Source organism: Streptomyces erythrochromogenes (assembly GCF_040684695.1).
In the GTDB taxonomy this organism is placed as follows: domain Bacteria; phylum Actinomycetota; class Actinomycetes; order Streptomycetales; family Streptomycetaceae; genus Streptomyces; species Streptomyces erythrochromogenes_C.
Window position 1 is genome coordinate 83,161 of sequence record NZ_JBFBGM010000023.1, and the last position, 25,030, is coordinate 108,190.

Sequence of the window (25,030 nt, forward strand, 5' to 3'; positions counted from 1 at the left end):
CGAGGGCTGCGAACCGTCTCGGCTCAAGAGCCCTTACTTCTTAGCTCAGCCGCTCGATGACCATCGCCATGCCCTGGCCGCCGCCCACGCACATCGTCTCCAGGCCGAACTGCTTGTCGTGGAACTGCAGGCTGTTGATCAGGGTGCCGGTCAGGCGGGCGCCGGTCATCCCGAAGGGGTGACCCACGGCGATGGCCCCGCCGTTGACGTTCAGCTTCTCCAGGGGGATCTCCAGGTCCCGGTACGACGGGATGACCTGGGCCGCGAAGGCCTCGTTGATCTCGAACAGGTCGATGTCGCCGACCGTCAGGCCGGCCCGCTTCAGGGCCTGCTTCGACGCCTCGACCGGGCCCAGGCCCATGATCTCGGGGGAGAGGCCGGTGACGCCGGTGGAGACGATCCGGGCCAGCGGGGTCAGGCCCAGCTCGCGGGCCTTGGTGTCGCTCATGATGACCAGCGCGGCGGCGCCGTCGTTCAGCGGACAGCAGTTGCCGGCCGTCACCAGGCCGTCGGGGCGGAAGACGGGCTTGAGGCCCTGCACGCCCTCCAGGGTCACGCCGGCGCGCGGGCCGTCGTCGGTGGAGACGACCGTGCCGTCCGGGGTGGTGATCGGGGTGATCTCGCGGGCCCAGAAGCCGTTCTTGATGGCTTCCTCGGCCAGGTTCTGGGAGCGGACGCCGAACTCGTCCATGTCCTGGCGGGTCACGCCCTTGAGGCGGGCCAGGTTCTCCGCGGTCTGGCCCATCGAGATGTACGCGTCGGGGACGAGGCCGTCCTCGCGCGGGTCGTGCCAGGACGAACCCTCGCTCTCGGCGACGGCGGCCGTACGGGCCTCCGCGTCGCCGAACAGCGGGTTGTGGGTGTCGGGCCAGGAGTCCGAGTTGCCCCGCGCGAAGCGCGACACCGTCTCCACGCCCGCGGAGATGAACACGTCGCCCTCGCCCGCCTTGATGGCGTGCAGGGCCATGCGGGAGGTCTGCAGCGAGGAGGAGCAGTACCGGGTGATGGTCGTGCCCGGCAGGAAGTCCATGCCCATCTGCACGGCCACGATGCGGGCCAGGTTGTTGCCCTGCTCGCCGCCCGGCAGGCCGCAGCCCAGCATCAGGTCGTCGATCTCGCGCGGGTCCAGCTCGGGGACCTTGGCGAGGGCGGTCTGGATGATCGTCGCGGTCAGGTCGTCCGGGCGGACGTCCTTGAGGGATCCCTTGAAGGCGCGCCCGATGGGAGAGCGGGCGGTGGAAACGATGACGGCTTCGGGCATCGGGACTCCAAGGGGTGCGTCGTTGCGGGACCGGATGCGAAGTTACCGCCCCGTACGGTCGAGGTCACCGGCCCGGGGGTGTGATGCCGGTCGCTCCCACCGGCCCGGCCGGCCGGGGCCGCACCCCCAAGGGTGCTCCTCCCCGGCCGCGAACCGCGGGAACCGCGGGAACAGCGCGACCCGGGCGGCTACGGAGCGAGCCCCGCGGCGTCCGGGGCCGCGGGGGCCGGGTCCTCGCCCGGCACCCGCCGCCGCCGGCGGTGCTTGAGCAGGACCCAGGGGCCGCGGGCCGCCGTGACCTCCGTACCGGCCTGGCCCGCCGCGGCGGACGCCGCCTTGGCCACCGGCATCATGTCCTCGTCCCGCGACACGTCCAGCCGGTCCGACTCCGGCCACAGGCCGAGCGCGGCGCACAGCGTCGGCAGCACGGCCATCGCCGCCGTCGCGTACCCCTCCGCCGACGGGTGGTAGGAGTCGGGGCCGAACATCTCGCGCGGGTTCGCGGCGAACTCGGGGCCCAGCAGGTCGCCCATCGAGACCGTACGGGCGCCCAGCGCGACCACCCCTATGGTCTGCGCGGCGGCCAGCTGCCGGGACACGCGGCGCGCGAGCCAGCGCAGCGGCTGGTACACCGGCTCGATCGTGCCCAGGTCCGGGCAGGTGCCCACGACGACCTCGGCGCCCGCCAGGCGCAGCCGGCGCACGGCCGACGTCAGCAGCCGCACCGACTGGGTCGGCGGCATCCGGCGCGTCACGTCGTTCGCGCCGATCATGATCACGCAGACGTCGGGCGGGGGCCCGTCCCGGTCCAGGAGCAGCCCCACCTGGCGGTCCAGGTCGTCCGACATGGCACCCGACAGGGCCACGTTGCGCAGCTCCACCGGCCGCTCCGCGACCGCCGCGAGCCCCGAGGCCATCAGCGCCGCGGGGGTCTGCCGGGCCCGCCGCACGCCGAGCCCCGCGGCCGTGGAGTCGCCCAGCATGCCCAGCCGCAGCGGGCCCGGGCTCTGCTCCGGGCCGCCGAACTCGCTCCCGTACAGCCCGTCCGCGCGCGGCGGCTCGCCCAGCCCGGTGCCCACCGTGCGCTTGGCGAACTGCACCTCCGCCAGTACCAGCCCGACCGCGGCGGCCCCGACGAGTCCGAGGCCGCCTCCGCCGTACGCTGCCCCCGCCGCGATCCGGCGGGCTGTTCTCGCCCTGGACATCCTTCAGGCCACCTCCTCGCGTCTCGTTGACCCCTACCTGCCCCGTACGAGCGGTCGGTCAATCCCTTTCCGCATACCCTGGCCGGACCTCCCGGAGAACCCGTGGAGTCCACTCCTTGGAGAACATGGTGCAATTCCACGACTCGATGATCAGCCTCGTCGGCAACACCCCGCTGGTGAAGCTCAACCGTGTGACCGAAGGCCTGCAGGCCACCGTCCTTGCGAAGGTCGAGTACTTCAATCCCGGCGGATCCGTGAAGGACCGGATCGCCGTACGGATGATCGAGGCCGCCGAGCAGAGCGGAGCCCTCAAGCCCGGTGGCACCATCGTGGAGCCGACCAGCGGCAACACGGGTGTAGGACTCGCCATCGTGGCCCAGCAGAAGGGCTACAAGTGCATCTTCGTCTGCCCTGACAAGGTGTCCATGGACAAGATCAACGTCATGCGCGCGTACGGCGCGGAGGTCGTGGTCTGCCCGACCGCCGTCGACCCCGAGCACCCGGACTCGTACTACAACGTGTCCGACCGCCTCGCGCGCGAGCCCGGCGCCTGGAAGCCCGACCAGTACAGCAACCCGAACAACCCCCGTTCGCACTACGAGACCACCGGTCCCGAGCTGTGGGAGCAGACGGAGGGGAAGATCACCCACTTCGTCGCCGGCGTCGGCACGGGCGGCACGATCTCCGGTACCGGCAACTACCTCAAGGAGGTCAGCGGCGGGAAAGTCAAGGTCATCGGCGCCGACCCCGAGGGCTCGGTCTACTCCGGCGGCTCCGGCCGCCCCTACCTCGTCGAGGGTGTCGGCGAGGACTTCTGGCCGACCGCCTACGACCCGAACGTCACCGACGAGATCATCGCGGTGTCCGACAAGGACTCCTTCCAGATGACGCGCCGGCTGGCGAAGGAGGAGGGCCTCCTCGTCGGCGGTTCCTGCGGCATGGCCGTCGTGGCCGCGCTCAAGGCCGCCGAGGGCCTCGGCCCGGACGACGTGGTCGTCGTCCTGCTGCCGGACAGCGGCCGCGGCTACCTGAGCAAGATCTTCAGCGACGAGTGGATGGCCGGGCACGGCTTCCTGGAGGAGGCGGGCCCCGCCGCCCGCATCGGCGACGTGCTGAACGACAAGGAGGGCGGCATCCCCTCCCTCGTCCACATGCACCCCGAGGAGACCGTCGGCGAGGCCATCGAGGTCCTGCGCGAGTACGGCGTCTCCCAGATGCCGATCGTCAAGCCGGGCGCCGGCCACCCCGACGTGATGGCCGCCGAGGTCATCGGCTCCGTCGTCGAGAAGGAGCTGCTCGCGGCACTGTTCGCGCAGCGCGCCTCCCTGACCGACCCGCTGGAGAAGCACATGAGCTCCCCGCTGCCGCAGGTCGGCTCCGGCGAGCCGGTCTCCGAGCTGATGTCGGTGCTCGGCGAGGCCGACGCGGCGATCGTGCTGGTCGAGGGCAAGCCCACCGGTGTGGTGAGCCGCCAGGACCTCCTCGCCTTCCTGGCGAAGTCCGCGAAGTAGCCCGCTGCCCGCCCGGGGACGGGGCGCGCGGGCCCCTGGCCCGACGCCCGCCCGGGGCACCGGCGTTTTCCGGCCGTCGCGCAAACGGTACGGGCCGGACACGTGACAGCAGCACGGCCTTAACACGGCTCCGGCACAGTGGTGGTTGTCGGCAGGGAGCCCGGGAAACCGGACCAGGCCGGCACCACCGACGGTGTTCGCACACCTCCGGAGCGGCTCCCGGACACGCGGACACCATGGACGCGGACGGCCCTGACCCGGCCGTGTCCACCGCGGGGACCGCCGTCGTCCCGCCCCTCGCCCGCGAGGGTGCGGCGGTCCCCGCGCAAACAGTCCCTATTTGGGGCTCGGTTCACAGATCAGGCGCGGCACGGGCGCGGATTCCCGAGCGGGGGCGGTCAGCCCATGTCGTCCGGCCGGGCGCGCCGCAGGCGGGTGGCGTGGATGAAGTTCACCCCCACGATGCCCACCCAGGTGACCACCAGTCCCTTGAAGCCCGTCTGCACGGCGGCGATGGCCGACAGCGGGACCGCCAGGACCAGGGTGATGATCGCGAAGCCGAAGCGTTCGCCGAAGTTCCCGTCCGCCGGGCCGGCGCACGGGCCCTCGCCGCGGGCCGCGGCCAGGCGTTCCTCGGCGAGTCGGCGCCGGACCTGGGTGTCGACCTTCTCGACGAACGAGTCCACCAGCGCGGCCTCGTACTCCGGGCCCAGGTCCCGCCGGGCCTTCAGCGTCGCGTCGAGTTCCTTCTTCAGCTCTTGGGCGTGGGCGTCCATGCCCTCACCGTAGGAAGCGCCGCAGGCCCCGGCACTGGGGCTAGCCCCCGTATCCGCATCGCGGGCACCGGCTTGCCCCGCTGCATAACCGCATGCAGAGTGCTCCGTGACTGAATAAACCACCGGGACGGAGGGGGACGGCATGAGCGACAGCCCGGCGGCGCGGCTCCAGGCGCTGTTCGAGGGACACCGGCTGACGCCGACCCAGCGGCGGATCGCGCACTGCATGGTGCGCGGGGCGGCGGAGGTGCCGTTCCTGTCGAGCGTCGAACTCGCCGAGCTGGCCGGGGTGAGCCAGCCGTCGGTGACCCGGTTCGCCGTGGCGCTCGGCTTCGACGGCTATCCCGCCCTGCGCAAGCACCTGCGCGAGGTGGCTCCGGCCGAGCGGGCCGCCGCACCGGGGCAGGACTCGTCCAACGAGTACCAGCAGGCCGTCCTGGGCGAGATCGAGAACCTGCGCCGGCTCGCGGAGATGCTCGCCGACCCCGCGCCGGTCGAGGAGGCGGGGCGGATCCTCGCCGCCTCGACCCCGCTGCCCGTGCTCGGCCTTCGGGCGGCGTCCTCGCAGGCCCGCGGCTTCGCGTACTTCGCCGCCAAGGTGCATCCGGACGTACGGCTCCTCGACGAGGGCGGCTCGATGATGGAGGACCGCATCGACGCGGCCCTCTACGAAGGGGCCACGGCGCTGCTGTGCTTCGCGCTGCCCCGGCACCCGCGGGAGGTCGTGGACACGCTGGAACGCGCGCGGAAGGCCGGCCTGACCGTGGTGACGGTCGCCGACTCGGCCTTCGCGCCGGTGGCCCGCCACTCGGACCTGCTGATCCCCGCCCCGGTCGGCACCGGCCTGGCCTTCGACACGGCGTGCGCGCCGATGCTGCTCGGCCGGGTGCTGCTGGAGGCGATGGCGGACGCCCTGCCGGACGCACAGGCCCGCCTGGAGGCCTTCGACACCCGTGCGGCCGCCCGCGGGCTGTTCGTGGAGTGAGCCTCAGCGGTACCTGAGCTCCGCCGGCCCGGTGGCCAGGCGCGTGCGCAGCGCCGGGATGCGCGCGAGGACGGGCAGCAGGGCGTTGCGCACGGCGCGCAGGGCCCGGCTGCGGGTGGTCGCGACCGGGGTCATCCGCCGCCGGGCGGCGCGGTAGGGGTCGGCGACGCGGTGGTGGATCCGGAGCCCCGGGCCGTCACAGCAGGGCGTCCCGCAGGTCGCCGCCCGCCTCCGTCACGATGTCCGCCGCGGACTGCGCGGGCCTGGCCAGGCGGAAGCGGACGCGGCCCTGCGGGGTCACCGTGAAGCCGTGGACCGCCGGGCGCGGCAGGCTGTTGTAGCCGTAGTGGGCGGTGAAGAAGTACGCGCCGGTGTCCGGCACCCCGATCAGGTCGCCGGGAGCGAGCAGCGGCAGCTCCCGGGCCGTCGCCAGCAGGTCCCCCGCGAAGCAGGCCGGCCCCGCGACGTCCTGGGCCGCCGGGTCGCCGGTCTTCGGGGCGCCCTTCGCGTCGTACGGCAGGATCCGCACCGGCCAGGCCGCCGGCGCGTAGGCGGTGCGGGTCGCCAGCTGGACGCCCGCGTGGGTGAGCGCGATCGGCCGGGAGCCGCTGGACTTGGTGTACTCGACCCGGGCCAGCACCAGGCCGTGCTTGGCCAGCAGGGACCGGCCGAACTCGGTGACCAGCCCGTACGAGCCGTCGAAGAGTGCCGGGACCGCCTCGCGCAGGGCGGACACGTACTGGGCGTACGTCGGGGCCGCCACGTCGGAGGTGAAGTCGACCGGCAGCCCGCCGCCGATGTCGAGGGTGTCGACGCGGCGCCGCCCGGCCGCGGTGTTGATCTCCTCGGCCAGCGCGTGCAGCTCCCGCACACCCTGCGCGATCAGCTCCAGGGGGACGCCCTGCGAGCCCGAGTGGATGTGCAGCCGGGTCAGCCACGGCCGGTCCAGGAAGGCCCGTACGAGCCACTCGCGCGCCCCGGGATCGCGCAGGGCGACGCCGAACTTCGAGGTGGACGTCGCCGTGGACAGCGCGTCGATGGCGCCCGCGCCGGTCTGCGGGTTGATCCGCATCCCGATCGGGGAGGTGGTGGGCGCCGCGGCGACGAGGGCGTCGAGGCGCTCCAGCTCCTGGCGGTTGTCGGCGTTGACGGCGATGCCCAGCGCCAGCGCCCCGCGCAGTTCGGCGGTCGTCTTGGCGGGGGAGTCCAGGACGGTCCGGGCCGCGGGCACCCCGGCGGCGCGGGCCAGCGCCAGCTCGCCGGGGCTCGCGACCTCGCAGCCCAGCCCGGCGTCCGCGAGCAGCCGCAGCACCGGCACGAGCGGGGCGGCCTTCACGGCGAAGGCGTGCAGGACGGGCGTGCCGGGCGCCAGGGCGCCGGCGAAGGCGGCGGTCAGGGCCGCGGCGGAGGCCCGGATCCCGTCGGTGTCCAGCAGGCAGACCAGGGGCTGCGAGGGGTCCGTCCCGCCCACCAGCCCCTGCTCGACGGCGGCCCGTACGACCCGGTCCCGGCGCTCGGCGGCGCCCTCGCCCTGCGTGGTTGCGGCCATGTCCGCCATCCCATCATCCGACGGGGCCGCCCGCAGCTGTTGACTGAATCTATTCAGCGGGCGAGTATGTGAATGGAATTAACAACATCGGAGGAGGCACCCGCCATGTCAGGACCCCGCCCCGTACGCGCCGCGCGCGGCACCGAGCTCAGCACCCTGGGATGGCAGCAGGAGGCCGCTCTGCGGATGCTCCAGAACAACCTCGACCCCGAGGTCGCCGAGCACCCCGACAAGCTCGTCGTCTACGGCGGCACCGGCAAGGCCGCCCGCGACTGGCGTTCGTACGACGCGATGGTCCGCACCCTGCAGACCCTCAAGCAGGACGAGACGATGCTCGTCCAGTCCGGCCGCCCCGTCGGCGTGATGCAGACCCACGAGTGGGCGCCGCGCGTCCTGCTCGCCAACTCCAACCTCGTCGGCGACTGGGCCAACTGGGAGGAGTTCCGCCGCCTGGAGCACCTCGGCCTGACCATGTACGGCCAGATGACCGCCGGCTCGTGGATCTACATCGGCACGCAGGGCATCCTCCAGGGCACCTACGAGACCTTCGCCGCCGTCGCCGCGAAGAAGTTCGGCGGCACCCTCGCGGGCACCATCACCCTCACCGCCGGCCTCGGCGGCATGGGCGGCGCCCAGCCGCTGGCCGTCACGATGAACGACGGCGTCGCGATCTGCATCGACGTCGACCCGCGCGCCATCGACCGCCGCATCGAGCACCGCTACCTGGACGTCAAGGCCGACAACCTGCGCCACGCCCTCCAGCTGGCCACCGAGGCCCGCGACGCCCGCAAGCCGCTCTCCATCGGCCTGCTCGGCAACGCCGCCGAGCTGCTCCCGCAGATGCTCGCCGAGGGTGCCCCGATCGACATCGTGACGGACCAGACCTCCGCCCACGACCCGCTGTCGTACCTGCCCGTCGGCGTCGACTTCGACGACATGGCCTCCTACGCGGCCAAGGACCCGGCCGGCTTCACCACCCGGGCCCGCGAGTCCATGGCCAAGCACGTCGAGGCCATGGTCGGCTTCATGGACGCCGGCGCCGAGGTCTTCGACTACGGCAACTCCATCCGCGGCGAGGCCCAGCTGGCCGGCTACGACCGCGCCTTCGCCTTCCCCGGCTTCGTCCCGGCCTACATCCGCCCGCTGTTCTGCGAGGGCAAGGGCCCCTTCCGCTGGGCCGCCCTGTCCGGCCAGGCCTCCGACATCCACAAGACCGACAAGGCGATGCTGGAGCTCTTCCCGGAGAACGAGTCCCTGCACCGCTGGATCAAGATGGCCGGCGAGCGCGTCCACTTCCAGGGCCTGCCCGCGCGCATCTGCTGGCTCGGCTACGGCGAGCGCGACAAGGCCGGCGAGCGCTTCAACGAGATGGTCGCCGACGGCACCCTCGCCGCGCCGCTCGCGATCGGCCGCGACCACCTCGACTGCGGCTCGGTGGCCTCCCCGTACCGCGAGACCGAGGCCATGCTCGACGGCTCCGACGCCATCGCCGACTGGCCGCTGCTCAACGCCATGGTCAACGTCGCCTCCGGCGCCTCCTGGGTCTCCATCCACCACGGCGGCGGCGTCGGCATGGGCCGCTCCATCCACGCGGGCCAGGTCACCGTCGCCGACGGCACCGCGCTGGCCGGCGAGAAGATCCGCCGCGTCCTCACCAACGACCCGGGCATGGGCGTCATCCGCCACGTCGACGCCGGCTACGACATCGCCGAGACGGTCGCCGACGAGCGCGGCGTCCGCGTCCCCATGCGTGAGGGCGACGACGCGTGACCTTCCACCGGATGTGGGCCGAGCTCGCGCCCATCGGCCGCAACGCCGACACCGGCGGCTACCGCCGCTACGCCTGGAGCGGGGCCGACGCCGACTGCCGGACCTGGTTCCAGGAGCAGGCCGAGGCGCGCGGGCTCACGTACGAGACCGACCGCAACGGCAACCAGTGGGCCTGGCTCGGCGACCCCCTCGCCGGGGACGCCGTGGTCACCGGCTCGCACCTGGACTCCGTCCCCGACGGCGGGGCCTTCGACGGCCCCCTCGGCGTGGTGTCCTCCTTCGCGGCCCTGGACGAACTCCGCAGCAGGGGCGCGGAGTTCTCCAGGCCGCTGGCCATCACCAACTTCGGTGACGAGGAGGGCGCCCGCTTCGGGCTCGCCTGCGTCGGCTCCCGGCTCGCGGCCGGGCAGCTGACCAAGGAGAAGGCCTACGAGCTGCGCGACGCCGAGGGCATCTCCCTGCCCCAGGCCATGGAGGCCGCCGGATACGACCCCGAGGCCATCGGGGCCGACCCCGAACGCCTCGGACGGATCGGCGCCTTCGTCGAGCTGCACGTCGAACAGGGCCGCGCCCTGGACCTGTCCGGCGACCGCGTCGGCATCGCCTCCGCGATCTGGCCGCACGGCCGCTGGCGGTTCGACTTCCGCGGCGAGGCCAACCACGCCGGCACCACCCGCCTCGTGGACCGGCGCGACCCGATGCTGACGTACGCGGCGACCGTGCTGGCCGCCCGCAGCGAGGCGGCCCTCGCCGGGGCCGTCGCCACCTTCGGGAAGATCTCCGTCGAGCCCAACGGCGTCAACGCCATCCCGTCGCTGGTGCGCGGCTGGCTCGACTCCCGCGCCGCCGACCAGGCCACCCTCGACACCGTCGTCACGGCCATCGAGAAGGCCGCCCGCGAGCGCGCCGAGCAGGACGGCATCGACCTCGACATCGTCCGGGAGTCCTTCACCCCGGTCGTCGAGTTCGAGCACGCCCTGCGCGACGAGATGAACCGGATCCTGGGCGGGTCCGTCCCCGTCCTGGGCACCGGGGCGGGACACGACGCCGGGATCCTCTCCGCGGCCGTGCCGACCGCCATGCTGTTCGTGCGGAACCCCACCGGCGTCTCCCACTCGCCGCGGGAGTTCGCCGCCGAGGACGACTGCGTGGCCGGCGTCCTCGCCCTCGCCGACGTACTGGAAGGCCTGGCATGTCGCTGACGACGTACTGGCTGGAGCACGCCTGGCTCGGCACCCACGTCGAGCCGGGCGTGGCCCTCCCGGTCACCGAGGACGGGCGGATCGGCGCCCTGCGCACCGGGGTGGAGACCCCGCCGCCGGGCGCCGAGGTGCTGCGCGGCCTGACCCTGCCCGGTCTGGCCAACGCCCACAGCCACGCCTTCCACCGGGCCCTGCGCGGGGCCGTCCAGGTCGGCTCGGGCACCTTCTGGACCTGGCGCGAGCTGATGTACCGGGCCTCGCAGAACCTCACCCCGGACACCTACTTCGCGCTCGCCCGCGCCGTGTACGCCGAGATGGCCCTGGCCGGCATCACCAACGTCGGCGAGTTCCACTACGTCCACCACGCGCCCGGCGGCACCCCGTACGCCGACCCCAACGCCATGGGCGAGGCCCTGATCGAGGCCGCCGCCGCGGCCGGCATCCGGATCACGCTGCTGGACACCGCCTACCTCTCGTCCGGGTTCGGGGAAGCCCCCAACGCCCACCAGCAGCGCTTCTCGGACGGCACCGCCGAGGCCTGGGCCGAACGCGTAAGCGCCCTCAAGCCCCGCCCGCACGCCCTGATCGGCGCGGCGGTCCACTCGGTCCGCGCGGTGCCCGCCGACCAGCTCGCCACCGTGGCCCGCTGGGCCGAGGAGCGCCGGGCGCCCCTGCACGTCCACCTCTCGGAGCAGACCGCCGAGAACGACGCCTGCCAGGCCGCCCACGGCCGCACCCCCACGCAGCTCCTCGCCGACCACGGGGTGCTCGGCCCGCGCACCACCGGCGTCCACAACACGCACCTCACGGACGCGGACATCGCGCTGCTCGGCGGCACCGGCACCGGCACCTGCATGTGCCCCACCACCGAACGCGACCTCGCCGACGGCATCGGCCCGGCCACCCGCCTGCAGCGGGCGGGCAGCCCGCTCTCCCTCGGCAGCGACAGCCACGCGGTGATCGACCTGCTCGAAGAGGCGCGCGCGATGGAGCTGAACGAGCGCCTGCGCAGCCGCACCCGGGGCCACTGGACGGCGAACGCCCTGCTGACCGCCGCCACCGGCGACGGCCACGCCGCCCTCGGACTGCCGGACGCGGGCCGCCTGGAAGCGGGTGCGCTCGCGGACTTCACCACGGTCGCCCTGGACTCCGTCCGCACGGCCGGCCCGCTGCCGCGGCTCGGCGCCGAGACGGCCGTCTTCGCCGCCACCGCCTCCGACGTCCGCCACACGGTGGTCGCCGGCCGCCACGTCGTCCGCGACGGCCACCACACCCTGGTCGGGGACGTCCCGTCCGCCTTGGCCGATTCGATCGCCGCCCTCCGCTCCTGACCGTGCCGCCTGCGGCGGGCCTTTCCCCCACCCCGCCCTTTCTCCGTTTCCCGGGGCTCCGCCCCGGACCCCGCGCCTCAATCGCCGGCGGGGCTGGATTTACCAGCCCGTCCGGCGCTTGAGGACCGGGTCCGGGCGGAGCCCGGTTTCGGGAAGGGGCGGGGTGGGGGACGAGCAAGCCCTGAGAGGACCCCATGACCACCACCGCCATCACAAACATCGGCAGCCTCGTCACCAACGACCCCGCCGTCGGCGACGGCAGCCCCCTCGGCCTCATCGAGAACGCCGCCGTCGTCATCGACGGCGACCGCATCGCCTGGGTCGGCCCGACGGCACAGGCCCCGGCCGCGGACGAGGTCTTCGACGCGCAGGGCCGGGCCGTCATCCCCGGCTTCGTCGACTCGCACTCCCACCTCGTCTTCGCCGGCGACCGCACCCAGGAGTTCAACGCCCGCATGTCGGGCCGCGCCTACTCCGCCGGCGGCATCCGCACCACCGTCGCCGCCACCCGCGCCGCCTCCGACGCCGAGCTGGAGGCGAACCTCGTCCGCCACCTCGACGAGGCCCGCCGCCAGGGCACCACCACCTTCGAGACGAAGTCCGGCTACGGCCTCACCGTCGCCGACGAGGCCCGCGCCCTGCGCATCGCCGCCGCCCACACCGACGAGGTCACCTACCTCGGCGCGCACATCGTCTCCCCGGACTACGCCGAGGACCCGGCCGGCTACGTCGACCTCGTCACCGGCGAGATGCTGGCGGCCTGCGCCCCGTACGCCCGCTGGGTCGACGTCTTCTGCGAGAAGGGCGCCTTCGACGGCGACCAGGCCCGCGCGATCCTCACCGCCGGCGCCGCCGCAGGCCTGATCCCGCGCGTCCACGCCAACCAGCTCTCGTACGGCCCCGGCGTGCAGCTCGCCGTCGAACTGGAGGCCGCCTCCGCCGACCACTGCACCCACCTCACCGACGCCGACGTCGACGCCCTCGCCCAGGCGGCGGACACCACGGTCGCCACCCTGCTGCCCGGCGCCGAGTTCTCCACCCGCGCCCAGTGGCCCGACGCCCGACGCCTGATCGACGCGGGCGCGACCGTCGCACTGTCCACGGACTGCAACCCCGGCTCCTCCTACACCAGTTCCATGCCGTTCTGCATCGCGCTCGCCGTCCGCGACATGCGGATGACCCCCGACGAGGCCCTGTGGTCGGCCACCGCAGGCGGCGCCCGCGCCCTGCGCCGCCGCGACATCGGCGTCCTGGCCCCGGGAGCCCGCGCCGACCTGGCCCTGCTGGACGCCCCCAGCCACGTCCACCTGGCCTACCGGCCGGGTGTACCGCTCGTTTCCGCGGTGTGGCAGAAGGGCGTCCGCGCCTACTGACGAACGGTCAATTCGGGCCTGTCCTTTGTCTTCCCTCCGTAAGGCCCCGGGCGTACCTTGAGCCACCGATCTGATGTTCCGTCAGGTATTTGTGGCCCGAGGGGAAGACGAAGGTGTCCGACCGCAAACGCTCCACCGCGCTCGCGCTGGCCTCCGCGCTGGCCGGATCGGCGGTGCTGCTCACCGCCCCCACCGCCCACGCCGCGGTCGTCGACGTGGCCTACGACTGCAAGACCCCGATCGGGGACAAGTCGGCGGTGTCGCCCATCGACATCAAGGCCGTCAAGGAGGGCGACGGCTACAAGCTGACGATGTCCTTCCAGAAGGGCGTCTCGTCCAGCCCCATCGAGCTCGGCAAGGGCGCCATGAGCCCCAGCGCCGTCATCGTCGTCGGCGGGGCCGAGAAGGCGTCCGTACCGGTCTCCGGCCCGTCCAACCCCGAGGCCGTGCCCCCGGACACCCCCATCAAGATCACCGACCTCTCGGGCACCTACACCCCGAAGAAGAGCGGCAAGGTCACCTTCACCGCGGGCGTGCTCACCATCAAGGCGATGGGCACCACGACCACCTGCACCCCCGGCAACGGCCCCGGCCCCTCCCTGGAACTGGACGTCACCGCCGCGGGCGGCGGCGGGAGCGGCACGCCCTCCGGCGGCGACTCCCCTCCCGACACCCTCCCGCAGACCGGACCCACCGACTCCGCCCTCGCCCTCGGCACCCTCGGCGGCACCGTGATGCTCGCGGGCGCGGCCGGCGTGCTCTGGCTGACCCGGCGCGGCCGGCAGGCCGGGTCCTGAACGGAGCGCCCCCGGCCATGCCCCTGCTCCACACCACCGGGCGGGACGCCCGCCTCCTCCTGGTCCTGCTCGCGACGGCCGCGCTGCACACGGTGCCCGCCGCCCCCGCAGCCGCCGACGAACCGGGCTGGACCGCCGAGCCCGCCGCCGGAACGGCCGCGGCCCGACCCGGCGGCGCCCGACCGTACTTCTACCTGGAGGGCGCCCCCGCCGCCGTGCTGGAGGACCGCCTCGCCCTGACCAACACCACCGATCGGGAACGCACCGTCACCCTGCGCGGGGCCGCCGCGGGCAACACCGCCGACGGGGCCGTCGCGGTGCGCCCGGCCGCTCCCGGCCCCGGCGCGGGCGACGCCGGTTCCTGGTTCAGCTTCGGCGCCGCAGCCACCGTGACGATCCCGCCGCGCACCCGCGCGGTGGTCCCCTTCACCGTCACCGTGCCGCCCGCGGCACCGCCCGGCGACCATCCCGCCGCCGTGATCGCCACCGAAGCGGGCCGGGAGGCCGGCGTACGGGTCCACCTGCGGGTCAGCGGCCCCACCCTGACCGCCCTCACCGTCGAGGACGTCGCCGTACGGGGCCGGGGCGCGTCCGCGGTCGTCGCGTACACCCTGGTCAACCGCGGCAACGTCGCCCTCGCCCCCCGGCCGGCCCTGCGCGCCGAGGGCGCCTTCGGCGAGGTCCCGGTCGGCGGCCGGCGGGCCGAGCCGGTCGAACTGCTCCCCGGCGGGCGGGTCGAGCTGACCGAACCCTGGCCCGGAGCGCCGGTCCTCGACCGGGTCCGCGTCACCGTCACCGTGGCCGTTCCCGACGGCGCCGAGGCCGCGGCCTCGGCCACCGCCTGGTTCGTGCCGTGGCGGGCCGCCGGCTGGACGGGCGCCGGCCTGCTCGGCCTCGGCGGGACGGCGCTCGCCGCGCTGTTCCTCGTACGCGGCCGGCGGCGCCCGCGACGGGAACCGGCGGACGGCGCGACCGGCGGGACCGACCGGACCGGCGGGGCCGACGGCGGACCGTCCGGGAAGCCCGCGGAGACGAACCCCGCACCGGAACACGAACTGACGGGAGCCTCCAGGTGAGAGCCAAGGTCGGCGGCAAGGCCGGCGGTAGCGCCCGGTCCCTCCTGGTGGGGCTGGCGGCGTGCGCCCTCGCACTCCTGCCCGCGGCCCCGTCCGGTGCGGCCCAGGCCGAACCCACCGCGGCCCTCTCCCTCCAGGAGGCCGCCAAGGGAACCGAGATCACCGTCACGGGCACCGGCTGGGGGCCCAAGACCCTGGTGATGCTGCTCGTCTGCGGGCAGAACATGATCGGCGGCACCAACAGCTGCGCCAACGCCGACGGGGCGGCCGTCTCCGTCGGCGAGGACGGGCGCTTCACGGCCCGGCTGCCGGTGGCGGCGCCGCCGAAGCCCTGCCCCTGCGTCGTCAACGTCACCTCCGTCAACGGGGACCGGTCCACCGTCGCCGCGCCCCTGAAGATCACCGACCATCCGGTGGCCGAGCTGCCCGCCGAATCCGGCACCGGCCGCCTCGCCATGCTCACCGGGGTCCGACTGGAGGGCGAGGACGGGGTCCTGACCTGGTTCGGCGCCCCGGCCGCCCGGAAGTTCAAGGTCACCGTCGGCAACCTCGGCACGGCCCCGGTCAAGGACCCCGTCTTCCAGCTCGGCACCGCCCACGGCGTGTTCGCGCCGGTGTGGGAGGAGGCCCGCTGGAAGGGGACCGTCCCGCCCGGCGGCAAGGCGGAGGTCACCCTCGACGTCACCCTCCCCGCGGGCGCCCACGGCGACTACACGATCTCCCTGAAGTACGGCGAGACGGTCGTGGCCACCCAGCCCTGGGGCGTGGCCCGCCCGTACGGGGTCCTGCTCTTCTGGGGCCTGCTCCTCGTGGTGATCCCCGCCGCGGTCTTCCGCGTCGGCATGGCCGTCGTCGACAGGATCCGGCCGCGCACCGGGGGCGGCGCCGGACGCCACCGTGGGGTACGGCCCGCCGAGGCCGCGACGGCCGTCACCGCCCGGCTGCCCCGGCTGCCCGGACTCCCGGCCCGCCCGGTCCCGCGTACGGCCGCGCGTACGGAGCGGCCCGCGGAGCCCCCTGCGACCACCACGGCGGTCCTGCCGTGGTTCACCCCGGACAGCGCGCCGGAGACAGCACCACAGACGTCCGCACCGTCTGAGAACCGTTCGACGACGAAGGGACCATCGTGAAGAACCGACGGAGGGTGAGCGCGGCCCTGGTCGCGCTGCTGCTCGGCGGCGCGGGCCTCGCCATCACGGCTCCTACCGCCCAGGCCGCCGAGGCCACGTTCAAGGTCAAGTGCGTACCGCCGGCCGGCGGCGGCTCCCCGGTGGAGGGCGAGACCACGGCCAAGGTCACCGCGCCGGCCACGGCCAAGGTCGGCGACGAGGTCGACGTGTCCTGGGAGACGGTCAAGCCGGCCTCGAACAACACGGACCTGATGGACATCCCGCAGGACTCCGTCCAGCCCACGGGCTGGATCACCGTGGGCGGCGGTGGCGGGGAGCTGAAGGTCGTCGGGGAGAAGAAGAACCCGCCGATCCCCAAGAAGGCCCCCATGCAGATGTCCACGATGAAGGGCAAGCTGAAGCTCACCAAGGCCGGCAAGATCACCCTGACCCCGGGCAAGTACGACGTGGCCGTCAGCTTCTCCTTCGGCACCTTCGTCACCAAGTGCGCGCCGGTCGGCGAGGTCAAGGGCGGGGCCACCATCGACGTCTCGGGCGGCTCCAGCGGCGGTACGACCACGGGCGGTACGACGACCGGCGGCACGACCACGGGCGGCACCACCACGGGTGGCACGACGACCGGCGGCACCACCACCGGCGGCACCACCGCCTCGGGCGGCAGCGGCGGCGGGGGCGGCCAGACCGACTTCCCGGGCAAGGCGGTCGAGGTGGCCTTCGACTGCGGAGCGGTCGTCCCGGGCGGCATCAAGACACCGGTCACGATCAACGCCAAGAAGAACGGCGGCAGCTACGACCTCACCGTCAAGACCGCCAAGGGCGCGATGGCGGCGCCCATGGCCCTGCCCGCCGGCGCCCTCAAGCCCTCCATGGACGTCAAGCTCGGCGGGGCGGACAGCGGCACGGTCAAGGTCTCCGGCCCGGCCAACGCCGAACCGATCCCGGACAAGGCACCGGTCAGCCTCAGCGACATGACCGGTACCTACAAGCCCGGCAAGTCCGGCAAGGTGACGCTCAGCCCGGACCGGCTGACGATCGACGTCACGATGGCCCCCGGCTCCACGCCGATCAACGTGCCCTGCAAGGCGACGAGCAGCGGCGTCTCGCTGGAGCTGGACACCACCGCCCAGCCGGGCGGCTCCGGCTCCTCGACCAGCACCGGCGGCGCCGCCGCCGCGGGCGGCGGCCTCGCCGAGACCGGCGCGGAGGACGAGGGCGGCATCAAGGCCCTCGCCCTCGTCGCCGGCACGGTGATCCTGCTCGGCGGCGCGGTGTTCACCTTCACCCCGTGGCGCCGCCTGCGCGGCACCCGCTGACACGGGAACGGCCCGGCACACCTCGCGGTGTGCCGGGCCGTTGCTCCGCCGGAGCGGAACGGGTCAGTTCATGCCGCCCATCAGCGCGTTGACCTTCTTGCGGTACATGAAGATCGCGACACCGGCGAGCACTGCGGCGAACGCCTGGAAGAGGATCACGCCGACACCGTTCATCTGGACCTCGGCCAGGCCGAGCAGACCGGTGATGCAGTCACCGGCGGTGACGGCCAGGAACCAGACGCCCATCATCTGGGAGGCGTACTTCTGCGGCGCCATCTTCGTGGTGACCGACAGGCCGACCGGGGAGAGGCACAGCTCGGCGAGCGTGTGCATCAGGAAGATGAGCACCAGCCACCACATGGTGACCTTGGTGTCGTTGCCCGCGGTCTGGCTCAGCGGGATGGCGAAGACGAAGAACGAGGCACCGACGATGACCAGGGCCACCGAGAACTTCACGATGGTGCTGGGCTCGCGGTTGCGGCGGGCCAGGGCCACCCACGCGGCGGCGAAGACCGGGGCCAGGGCCACCACGAAGAGCGGGTTCAGCGACTGGAAGATGGTGGTCGGGACTTCCCAGCCGAACAGCGCGCGCTCGGAGTTCTTGTCACCGAACAGCGAGAGGGTCGAACCGCCCTGGTCGTAGATCATCCAGAAGACGGCGGCGGCCACGAAGAACCAGATGTAGGCGCTCATCCGGGTCTGCTCGCCGGCGGTGAGGTCCTTGTCCCGCTTGATGCGGGTGAGGACGGCGACCGGGATGATCAGACCGGCGATGGTGATCGGGTACAGCGCCCACTTGATGGTGAACATGTCGGCCGCGACCACGGCGCCGTAGAAGACGGCGACGACGGCGAGGACGGCGAGGGCCTTGGTGATCACGGCCTTGCGCTCGGCCGGGCTCAGCGGGTTCGGGACGATGCTGCTCTTCGGGCTCAGCGTGCGGCCGGCCAGCAGGAAGATGACCAGGCCGATGCCCATGCCGACGGCGGCGAGGAAGAAGCCCAGGTGCCAGTTGATCGTCTCGCCGATGGTGCCGATGGCGATCGGCGCCGCGAAGGCACCCACGTTGATGCCGATGTAGAAGATCGTGAAGCCACTGTCACGGCGCGGGTCGTCCGCGTCCTTGTACAGGTGGCCGACCATCGTGGAGATGTTGGCCTTCAGCAGACCGGAGCCCACCGCGACCAGCAGCAGACCGACGAAGAACGCGAGCTGGCCGGGGACGGCGAGCGCGACGTGGCCCGCCATGATGACGAAGCTGGCGATGGCGACCGTCTTGCGGGCGCCCCAGACACGGTCACCGAACCAGCCGCCGGGCATGGCCATCAGGTAGACCATGGCCACGTACACGGAGTAGATCGCCGTGGCCGTCGCCGCGGTGAAGCCGAGGCCACCGCCCTGGCTGCCGGTCGCGGCGTCGACGCCGCCGGAGACCAAGTACAGAACGAGAAGCGCACGCATGCCGTAGTAGGAGAAGCGCTCCCACATCTCGGTCATGAACAGCGTGGCCAGGCCGATCGGGTGGCCGAGGACGGTCTTCTCGTGAGCGGGGCTCGGTGAAGCCGTCGTCAGGCTGGAAGCCATGGTCGATCCTTGCTTGCTCGGGACGCTTCGGCTTCGTGAGCTCATCCGCGCCCGGTGGGGGGTGGCCGGCACCGGCGAACGGAGTCCCGCCCCACGCCTCGGGGTCTCGCCCCGTCGAAGAGGGGGTGAAGGGAATCCGCAACCGGGATCCACGCCCGCCCGCGCACCATCACGCGAGGGGCCCGGCCAACAGGTCATTCACTGTCGTCATGGCCGGCCGGGTCGGTCCTCGATAAGACCGCCCATCCGGTTCAGGACAGAAAGAGAGACCTATGTGCTGTTTTTCGGCACAAAGGTCCCTGAGGTATTGCATCAGGCGTCTCGCCACCATACGACACGACACTGCGGCATATGAAAGGACTTGAGAGATGGATCACAAGGCGAGTCGGGAACCGTTCGACCATATTCGAAGGCGCTTAGTAGTCGATAAACCCAGATCGGAAGGGGTCTGCGGGCAGGCCTCTCGATTCAGTCGCCGCGGACTACCATCACCCACATGACGCGTGTACTGCTCGCCGAGGACGACGCATCCATCTCGGAACCCCTGGCCCGCGCCCTGCGCCGGGAGGGGTACGAGGTCGAGGTCCGGGAGGACGGCCCCACCGCCCTGGACGCGGGACTCCAGGGGGGCGTCGACCTCGTCGTCCTCGACCTGGGACTGCCGGGCATGGACGGCCTGGAGGTGGCCCGCCGGCTGCGCGCCGAGGGCCACGGCTTCCCGATCCTCGTCCTCACCGCCCGTGCGGACGAGGTCGACACGGTCGTCGGCCTGGACGCGGGCGCCGACGACTACGTGACCAAGCCCTTCCGCCTGGCCGAACTCCTGGCCCGGGTCCGGGCCCTGCTCCGGCGCGGCGCCACCGAGACCGCCCAGCCCCCCGCCACCCACGGCGTGCGGATCGACGTCGAGTCGCACCGCGCCTGGATGGGCGAGGAGGAGCTCCAGCTCACCGCCAAGGAGTTCGACCTGCTGCGCGTCCTGGTGCGCGACGCCGGCCGGGTCGTCACCCGCGACCAGCTCATGCGCGAGGTCTGGGACACCACCTGGTGGTCCTCCACCAAGACCCTCGACATGCACATCTCCTGGCTGCGCAAGAAGCTGGGCGACGACGCCGCCAACCCCCGCTACATCGCCACCGTCCGCGGCGTCGGCTTCCGCTTCGAGAAGAGCTGACCCCCAGGGCAAGAAAGGCCGGCCCCAGCCCATGCGCCGCCGCCTCATCCAGTCCACGCTCGCCGTGGTGCTCGTGGTGATCGCCGTCTTCGGGGTCTCCCTCGTCATCGTGGAGACCCGCACCATCACCAGCAGCGCCCAGGACCGGGTCGAGTCCGAGGCGCTGCGGCTGGTGAGCGTCGTCGAGGCGAACGTCCTGGAGAAGAAGCCGACCGACCCCTCCGACCTCGCCGAACTGCTCGACGCCGGGCACTACGCGCGGATCACCGTCCCCGGGCAGGCGGCCGTGGAGGTGGGCGCGTCGATCCCTGACAGCGTCGTACGCGGCACCGCCCGCGGCGAGCAGGGCGAGATCGTCGTCGTGGAGGAGGCCCGCTCCACCGTGACCAGGGAGGTCGTACGGACCCTGGCCGTGGTCGGCGCGGTCGCCCTGCTGGCCGTCGTCGCGGCCGTCCTGCTCGCCGTACGGCAGGCCAACCGGCTGGCCTCCCCGCTCACCGACCTCGCCGAGACCGCCGAGCGGCTCGGCTCGGGCGACCCGCGGCCCCGGCACAAGCGGTACGGGGTTCCCGAGCTGGACCGGGTCGCGGACGTGCTGGACTCCAGCGCCGAACGGATCGGCCGGATGCTCACCGCCGAGCGGCGCCTCGCCGCCGACGCCTCCCACCAGCTGCGCACCCCGCTCACGGCGCTGTCGATGCGGCTGGAGGAGATCACGGTCACCGACGACCTGGAGACCGTGCGGGAAGAAGCGACGATCGCCCTGACCCAGGTGGAGCGGCTCACGGACGTCGTACAGCGGCTGCTCACGAACTCGCGCGACCCGCGCACGGGCTCCGCGGTCCCCTTCGACCTCGACGAGGTCGTCAAACAGCAGGTGGAGGAGTGGCGGCCGGCCTACCGCAGCGCGGGCCGGGCCATCGTGCGCTCCGGGAAGCAGGGCGTACGGGCCGTCGGCACCCCCGGCGCGGTCTCCCAGGTCCTGGCCACCCTCGTGGAGAACGCCCTGATGCACGGCGGCGGCACCGTCGCCCTGCGCACCAGGGTGATCGGCAACCAGGCGGTGCTGGAGGTCACGGACGAGGGACCGGGCGTCCCGCCCGACCTCGGCAACCGGATCTTCGAGCGGGCCATCAGCGGCCGCAACTCCACCGGGATCGGCCTCGCGGTCGCCCGCGACCTCGCCGAGGCGGACGGCGGCCGTCTGGAGCTGCTCCAGACGCAGCCCCCGGTGTTCGCGCTGTTCCTCAGCCGTACGGCCCCCGAGCCGGCCGAGCGGGAGAAGACCGTCCGCTAGGCCGTCCGGGCCGCGTCCGCGCTAGTTGTTCGCGGGCTCAGGCTCCGGCAGCGGCTCGGTCCTGCGCTCCGGCCGGGGCACCGGCGCCGGCTGCTCCGCCGCCGGTTCGGCGGCCGCGGGCGCGGTCACCGGCGGCAGGGCCTTGAAGACCCAGGTCCGGTAGGACCAGAAGCGGAAGACGGTGGCCGTGCCGATGCCGATGAACTTGAAGACGTTGCTCGCGAGCGGGCCGTCCCAGCCGAAGCCGTAGGTGGCGGTGTAGAGCACGCCGTTCTCGATGACCAGCCCGATCGCGCTGAAGCCGGCGAAGAGGGCCATCTCGCGGGTGCGGCCGCTCTGGGCGCGGTCCCGGTAGGCGAAGTAGCGGAAGCCCAGGTAGTTCGTGGCGATCGCCACGACGGTGGCTATCACGCTCGCCCGGACCACCTGGAGATCGGTGGTGTGCCGGATCAGGTTGAAGACACCCAGGTTGACCAGGACCCCCAGTCCGCCGACCGCCCCGAACTTGGCCACCTCGCGCACGAGGCCGCGTACGCGTTCGAGGACCGATCCGCGCTGCGTGGTCATCAGTAGGCCAGTCCCGTCGGTCACCGCCCCCGCACGGGGCGTCCGGTGTTCTCCGTCAACCCACCCATGCTAAGTCTCCCCCCTGTGCTCCGTCTGTGCCTTCCGGCACCCTGCGACACACGGCACACCGCGGGATCGCGCCACGCGCCTCCCAGGGTCACGTCCGGATGGCGGAATACCGGCGGATACCCTGGAGAGGTGACGTTCCCGGTAGTCGGCATGGTCGGCGGCGGTCAGCTCGCCCGCATGACCCACGAGGCGGGTATCCCCCTCGGCATCAGATTCAAGCTCCTCAGTGACACACCACAGGACTCGGCGGCCCAGGTCGTGAGCGACGTCGTCATCGGCGACTATCGCGACCTGGAGACGTTGCGCGCCTTCGCGCGCGGCTGTGACGTGATCACCTTCGACCACGAGCATGTACCCACGGAGCACCTGCGGGCCCTGGAAGCGGACGGCATCCCCGTCCGCCCGGGGCCCGACGCTTTGGTACACGCCCAGGACAAGGGGGTGATGCGCGCCAAGCTCGACGAGATCGGCGCACCCAGCCCCCGCCACCGGATCGTGAGCGATCCGGACGACGTGAGCGCCTTCGCGGACGAGGTGGGCGGGTTCCCCGTCATCCTCAAGACCGTGCGCGGCGGCTACGACGGCAAGGGGGTGTGGTTCGTCCGCACCCCGCAGGACGCCGGGGCCCCCTTCAAGGCGGGCGTCCCGGTCCTCGCCGAGGAGAAGGTGGACTTCGTCCGCGAACTCGCGGCGAACATCGTCCGCTCCCCGCACGGGCAGGCGGTCGCCTACCCCGTCGTGGAGTCCCGCCAGGTGGACGGGGTCTGCGACACGGTGATCGCACCCGCCCCGGACCTCTCCGAGGAGCTGGCGGGCGAGGCCCAGGCCCTCGCCCTGCGCATCGCGCAGGAACTCGGCGTGACCGGCCACCTGGCCGTGGAGCTGTTCGAGACCACCGACGGCCGGATCCTCGTCAACGAACTGGCGATGCGTCCGCACAACAGCGGTCACTGGACCCAGGACGGGGCCGTGACCTCCCAGTTCGCCAACCACGTGCGCGCGGTCCTGGACCTTCCGCTGGGCGACCCGCGCCCCCGCGCCAAGTGGACCGTCATGGCGAACGTGCTGGGCGGGGACTTCCCCGACATGTACGCGGCCTACCTGCACTGCATGGCCCACGACCCCCAGCTCAAGATCCACATGTACGGCAAGGACGTGAAACACGGTCGCAAGGTCGGCCACGTCAACACCTACGGCGACGACCTGGACGATGTGCTGGAGCGCGCACGCCACGCCGCCGACTACCTCAGAGGAACGGTCACGGAATGAGCACCACCGCCGCAGGACCTGTCATCGGCATCGTCATGGGGTCCGACTCGGACTGGCCCGTGATGGAGGCCGCCGCCCAGGCCCTCGACGAGTTCGAGATCCCCTACGAGGTCGACGTCGTCTCCGCCCACCGGATGCCGCGCGAGATGATCGAGTACGGGGAGCAGGCCGCCGGGCGCGGCCTGAAGGCGATCATCGCGGGCGCGGGCGGAGCCGCCCACCTGCCCGGCATGCTCGCCTCGGTCACCCCGCTGCCGGTCATCGGCGTGCCGGTGCCGCTGAAGTACCTCGACGGCATGGACTCCCTGCTGTCGATCGTCCAGATGCCCGCCGGGGTTCCCGTCGCCACCGTCTCGGTCGCCGGGGCGCGCAACGCCGGCCTGCTGGCCGTACGGATGCTGGCCGCCCACGACACGGAGCTGCTGGCCCGGATGCGCGACTTCCAGCAGGAGCTCAACGACCAGGCCACCGAGAAGGGCAAGCGGCTGCGCACGAAGGTCGCGAACGCGGAGTCCTTCGGGTTCGGCAAGTGAGCGCGGCGCAGCGTCTGGCGGAGGCGCGCGAGCTGCTGGCCGAGCACCCCGTCGTGGACGGTCACAACGACCTGCCCTGGGCGCTGCGCCAGCAGGTGCGCTACGACCTGGCGCAGCGGGACATCGCGGGCGACCAGTCCGCGCACCTGCACACCGACATCCCCCGGCTGCGCGCCGGGGGTGTCGGGGCCCAGTTCTGGTCCGTGTACGTGCGCTCCGACTTCGCGGGCGACGAGGCGGTCAGCGCCACCCTGGAGCAGATCGACGCCGTCGCCCAGCTCATCGACCGCTACCCCGGCGACCTCGTGCGGGCGCTCACGGCGGACGACATGGAGCAGGCCCGCGCCACCGGCCGGATCGCCTCGCTGATGGGCGCCGAGGGCGGCCACTCCATCAACAACTCGCTCGCCACGCTGCGCGCCCTGCACCTGCTGGGCGTGCGGTACATGACGCTCACGCACAACGACAACATCGACTGGGCGGACTCGGCGACCGACGAGCCCCGGCACGGCGGTCTGACCGACTTCGGCCGCGAGGTCGTCCGCGAGATGAACCGCGTCGGCATGCTGGTGGACCTCAGCCACGTCGCCGCGACGACGATGCGGGACGCCATCGACGCCTCGGTCGCGCCGGTGGTCTTCTCGCACTCCTCGGCGCGGGCGGTCTGCGACCATCCGCGCAACGTCCCCGACGACGTGCTGGCGCTGCTGCCGGCCAACGGCGGGGTGGCGATGGCCACCTTCGTGCCGAAGTTCATCCTGCCGGCGGCGGTGGAGTGGACCCTGGCCGCCGACGAGAACCTGCGGGCGCACGGCTTCCACCACCTCGACACCACCCCCGAGGCGATGGCCCTGCACCGCGCGTTCGAGGCGGACCGCCCGCGGCCGGTGGCCACGGCCGCCACGGTGGCCGACCACCTGGACCACATGCGCGAGGTGGCCGGGGTCGACCACATCGGCATCGGCGGGGACTACGACGGCACGGCCTTCACCCCGTCCGGCCTGGACGACGTGGCGGGCTACCCGAACCTGGTCGCGGAGCTGCTGGCGCGCGGCTGGTCCAAGGCGGACCTGGCCAAGCTGACCTGGTCCAACGCGGTCCGGGTGCTGCGCGACGCGGAAGCGGTGGCACGCGACCTGTCGGCGACCCGGGGCCCGTCGAACGCGGTGATCTAGGCAGGACGGCACGGCGCGGGCGCCGGTCCGGCGGGTGCGGTGACGCGGTGTGACCACGGTTCACTCGAACGCCGCACCTGCCG

General features: G+C 72.9%; 22 protein-coding genes. 15 read left to right on the forward strand and 7 right to left on the reverse strand.

All coding sequences use genetic code 11. The features are described from left to right. Window positions 1–40: 40 nt before the first annotated feature. Window positions 41–1,261: an acetyl-CoA C-acetyltransferase gene (locus AB0O53_RS28470; protein ID WP_350994198.1), complete on the reverse strand. Its 1,221-nt coding sequence runs from the start codon at window positions 1,259–1,261 to the stop codon at window positions 41–43. Between the two features lie 188 nt (window positions 1,262–1,449). Continuing rightward, complete coding sequence (locus tag AB0O53_RS28475) at window positions 1,450–2,466, reverse strand: SGNH/GDSL hydrolase family protein (protein WP_350994196.1); 1,017 nt, start codon at window positions 2,464–2,466, stop codon at window positions 1,450–1,452. Between the two features lie 128 nt (window positions 2,467–2,594). Here AB0O53_RS28475 and AB0O53_RS28480 point away from each other — a divergent pair, with 128 nt between their 5' ends. Next, a complete protein-coding gene (locus AB0O53_RS28480; protein ID WP_350994625.1) occupies window positions 2,595–3,977 on the forward strand; it encodes a cystathionine beta-synthase in 1,383 nt (460 codons plus the stop codon). Window positions 3,978–4,375: 398 nt separating this feature from the next. On the opposite strand, the gene AB0O53_RS28485 is transcribed toward AB0O53_RS28480, so the two are convergent. Then, a complete protein-coding gene (locus AB0O53_RS28485; RefSeq protein WP_350994194.1) occupies window positions 4,376–4,753 on the reverse strand; it encodes a hypothetical protein in 378 nt (125 codons plus the stop codon). Window positions 4,754–4,895: 142 nt separating this feature from the next. Between AB0O53_RS28485 and AB0O53_RS28490 the strand changes: the two genes are divergently transcribed. Beyond that, on the forward strand, window positions 4,896–5,738 hold the full coding sequence (locus tag AB0O53_RS28490; RefSeq protein WP_350994192.1) for a MurR/RpiR family transcriptional regulator: 843 nt from the start codon (window positions 4,896–4,898) through the stop codon (window positions 5,736–5,738). Between the two features lie 3 nt (window positions 5,739–5,741). On the opposite strand, the gene AB0O53_RS28495 is transcribed toward AB0O53_RS28490, so the two are convergent. Further along, entirely contained in the window at window positions 5,742–5,873 is a 132-nt protein-coding gene (locus AB0O53_RS28495) for a hypothetical protein (RefSeq protein ID WP_365199361.1), read from the reverse strand. Window positions 5,874–5,934: 61 nt separating this feature from the next. Continuing rightward, window positions 5,935–7,287, reverse strand: a complete 1,353-nt coding sequence (locus tag AB0O53_RS28500; RefSeq protein WP_365199364.1) for a type III PLP-dependent enzyme domain-containing protein — start codon at window positions 7,285–7,287, stop codon at window positions 5,935–5,937. Window positions 7,288–7,392: 105 nt separating this feature from the next. Here AB0O53_RS28500 and hutU point away from each other — a divergent pair, with 105 nt between their 5' ends. The 8 genes from hutU to AB0O53_RS28540 all read left to right on the forward strand — a co-directional run bounded on the left by hutU (window position 7,393) and on the right by AB0O53_RS28540 (window position 17,279). Beyond that, a complete protein-coding gene (hutU, locus tag AB0O53_RS28505; protein ID WP_350994184.1) occupies window positions 7,393–9,057 on the forward strand; it encodes a urocanate hydratase in 1,665 nt (554 codons plus the stop codon). Window positions 9,058–9,068: 11 nt separating this feature from the next. Further along, complete coding sequence (locus AB0O53_RS28510) at window positions 9,069–10,259, forward strand: allantoate amidohydrolase (protein WP_350994623.1); 1,191 nt, start codon at window positions 9,069–9,071, stop codon at window positions 10,257–10,259. Beyond that, a complete protein-coding gene (locus AB0O53_RS28515; protein WP_365199367.1) occupies window positions 10,250–11,590 on the forward strand; it encodes a formimidoylglutamate deiminase in 1,341 nt (446 codons plus the stop codon). Before AB0O53_RS28510 ends, AB0O53_RS28515 begins: the two co-directional genes overlap by 10 nt. Before the next feature lie 194 nt (window positions 11,591–11,784). Beyond that, window positions 11,785–12,963, forward strand: coding sequence for an imidazolonepropionase (gene hutI, locus AB0O53_RS28520; RefSeq protein WP_365199370.1), 1,179 nt, complete (start codon window positions 11,785–11,787; stop codon window positions 12,961–12,963). Window positions 12,964–13,076: 113 nt separating this feature from the next. After that, complete coding sequence (locus tag AB0O53_RS28525; RefSeq protein WP_351001659.1) at window positions 13,077–13,760, forward strand: LPXTG cell wall anchor domain-containing protein; 684 nt, start codon at window positions 13,077–13,079, stop codon at window positions 13,758–13,760. Between the two features lie 17 nt (window positions 13,761–13,777). Further along, window positions 13,778–14,836 carry a COG1470 family protein gene (locus AB0O53_RS28530; RefSeq protein WP_351001661.1) on the forward strand — a complete coding sequence of 353 codons (1,059 nt, stop codon included), beginning with the start codon at window positions 13,778–13,780 and terminating at the stop codon, window positions 14,834–14,836. Then, window positions 14,833–15,966 carry a neocarzinostatin apoprotein domain-containing protein gene (locus AB0O53_RS28535; protein WP_351001662.1) on the forward strand — a complete coding sequence of 378 codons (1,134 nt, stop codon included), beginning with the start codon at window positions 14,833–14,835 and terminating at the stop codon, window positions 15,964–15,966. The genes AB0O53_RS28530 and AB0O53_RS28535 overlap by 4 nt, the downstream gene beginning before the upstream one ends. Continuing rightward, window positions 15,963–17,279, forward strand: a complete 1,317-nt coding sequence (locus AB0O53_RS28540; RefSeq protein WP_351001664.1) for a hypothetical protein — start codon at window positions 15,963–15,965, stop codon at window positions 17,277–17,279. Before AB0O53_RS28535 ends, AB0O53_RS28540 begins: the two co-directional genes overlap by 4 nt. A gap of 63 nt (window positions 17,280–17,342) precedes the next feature. Here the strand turns inward: AB0O53_RS28540 and AB0O53_RS28545 are convergent, their stop codons facing one another. Then, the gene (locus AB0O53_RS28545) at window positions 17,343–18,863 is read right to left on the reverse strand and encodes a peptide MFS transporter (protein ID WP_365199375.1); all 1,521 of its coding nucleotides are present in this window, start codon (window positions 18,861–18,863) and stop codon (window positions 17,343–17,345) included. Between the two features lie 496 nt (window positions 18,864–19,359). Between AB0O53_RS28545 and AB0O53_RS28550 the strand changes: the two genes are divergently transcribed. After that, a complete protein-coding gene (locus AB0O53_RS28550) occupies window positions 19,360–20,037 on the forward strand; it encodes a response regulator transcription factor (protein ID WP_136232295.1) in 678 nt (225 codons plus the stop codon). 31 nt (window positions 20,038–20,068) lie between these two features. After that, a complete protein-coding gene (locus AB0O53_RS28555) occupies window positions 20,069–21,334 on the forward strand; it encodes a sensor histidine kinase (protein WP_351001668.1) in 1,266 nt (421 codons plus the stop codon). 21 nt (window positions 21,335–21,355) lie between these two features. On the opposite strand, the gene AB0O53_RS28560 is transcribed toward AB0O53_RS28555, so the two are convergent. Beyond that, window positions 21,356–21,901, reverse strand: coding sequence for a GtrA family protein (locus AB0O53_RS28560; protein WP_351001670.1), 546 nt, complete (start codon window positions 21,899–21,901; stop codon window positions 21,356–21,358). 66 nt (window positions 21,902–21,967) lie between these two features. Between AB0O53_RS28560 and AB0O53_RS28565 the strand changes: the two genes are divergently transcribed. From AB0O53_RS28565 to AB0O53_RS28575, 3 genes are read left to right on the forward strand one after another with little or no spacing between them, the layout of a single operon-like run. Continuing rightward, window positions 21,968–23,239, forward strand: a complete 1,272-nt coding sequence (locus tag AB0O53_RS28565; RefSeq protein ID WP_403138359.1) for a 5-(carboxyamino)imidazole ribonucleotide synthase — start codon at window positions 21,968–21,970, stop codon at window positions 23,237–23,239. Then, a complete protein-coding gene (gene purE / locus AB0O53_RS28570; protein ID WP_183069179.1) occupies window positions 23,236–23,772 on the forward strand; it encodes a 5-(carboxyamino)imidazole ribonucleotide mutase in 537 nt (178 codons plus the stop codon). Before AB0O53_RS28565 ends, purE begins: the two co-directional genes overlap by 4 nt. Beyond that, window positions 23,769–24,947 (forward strand): dipeptidase, encoded by a 1,179-nt coding sequence (locus tag AB0O53_RS28575; protein ID WP_351001674.1) that lies wholly within the window; start codon window positions 23,769–23,771, stop codon window positions 24,945–24,947. The genes purE and AB0O53_RS28575 overlap by 4 nt, the downstream gene beginning before the upstream one ends. The last annotated feature ends 83 nt before the right edge of the window (window positions 24,948–25,030 follow it).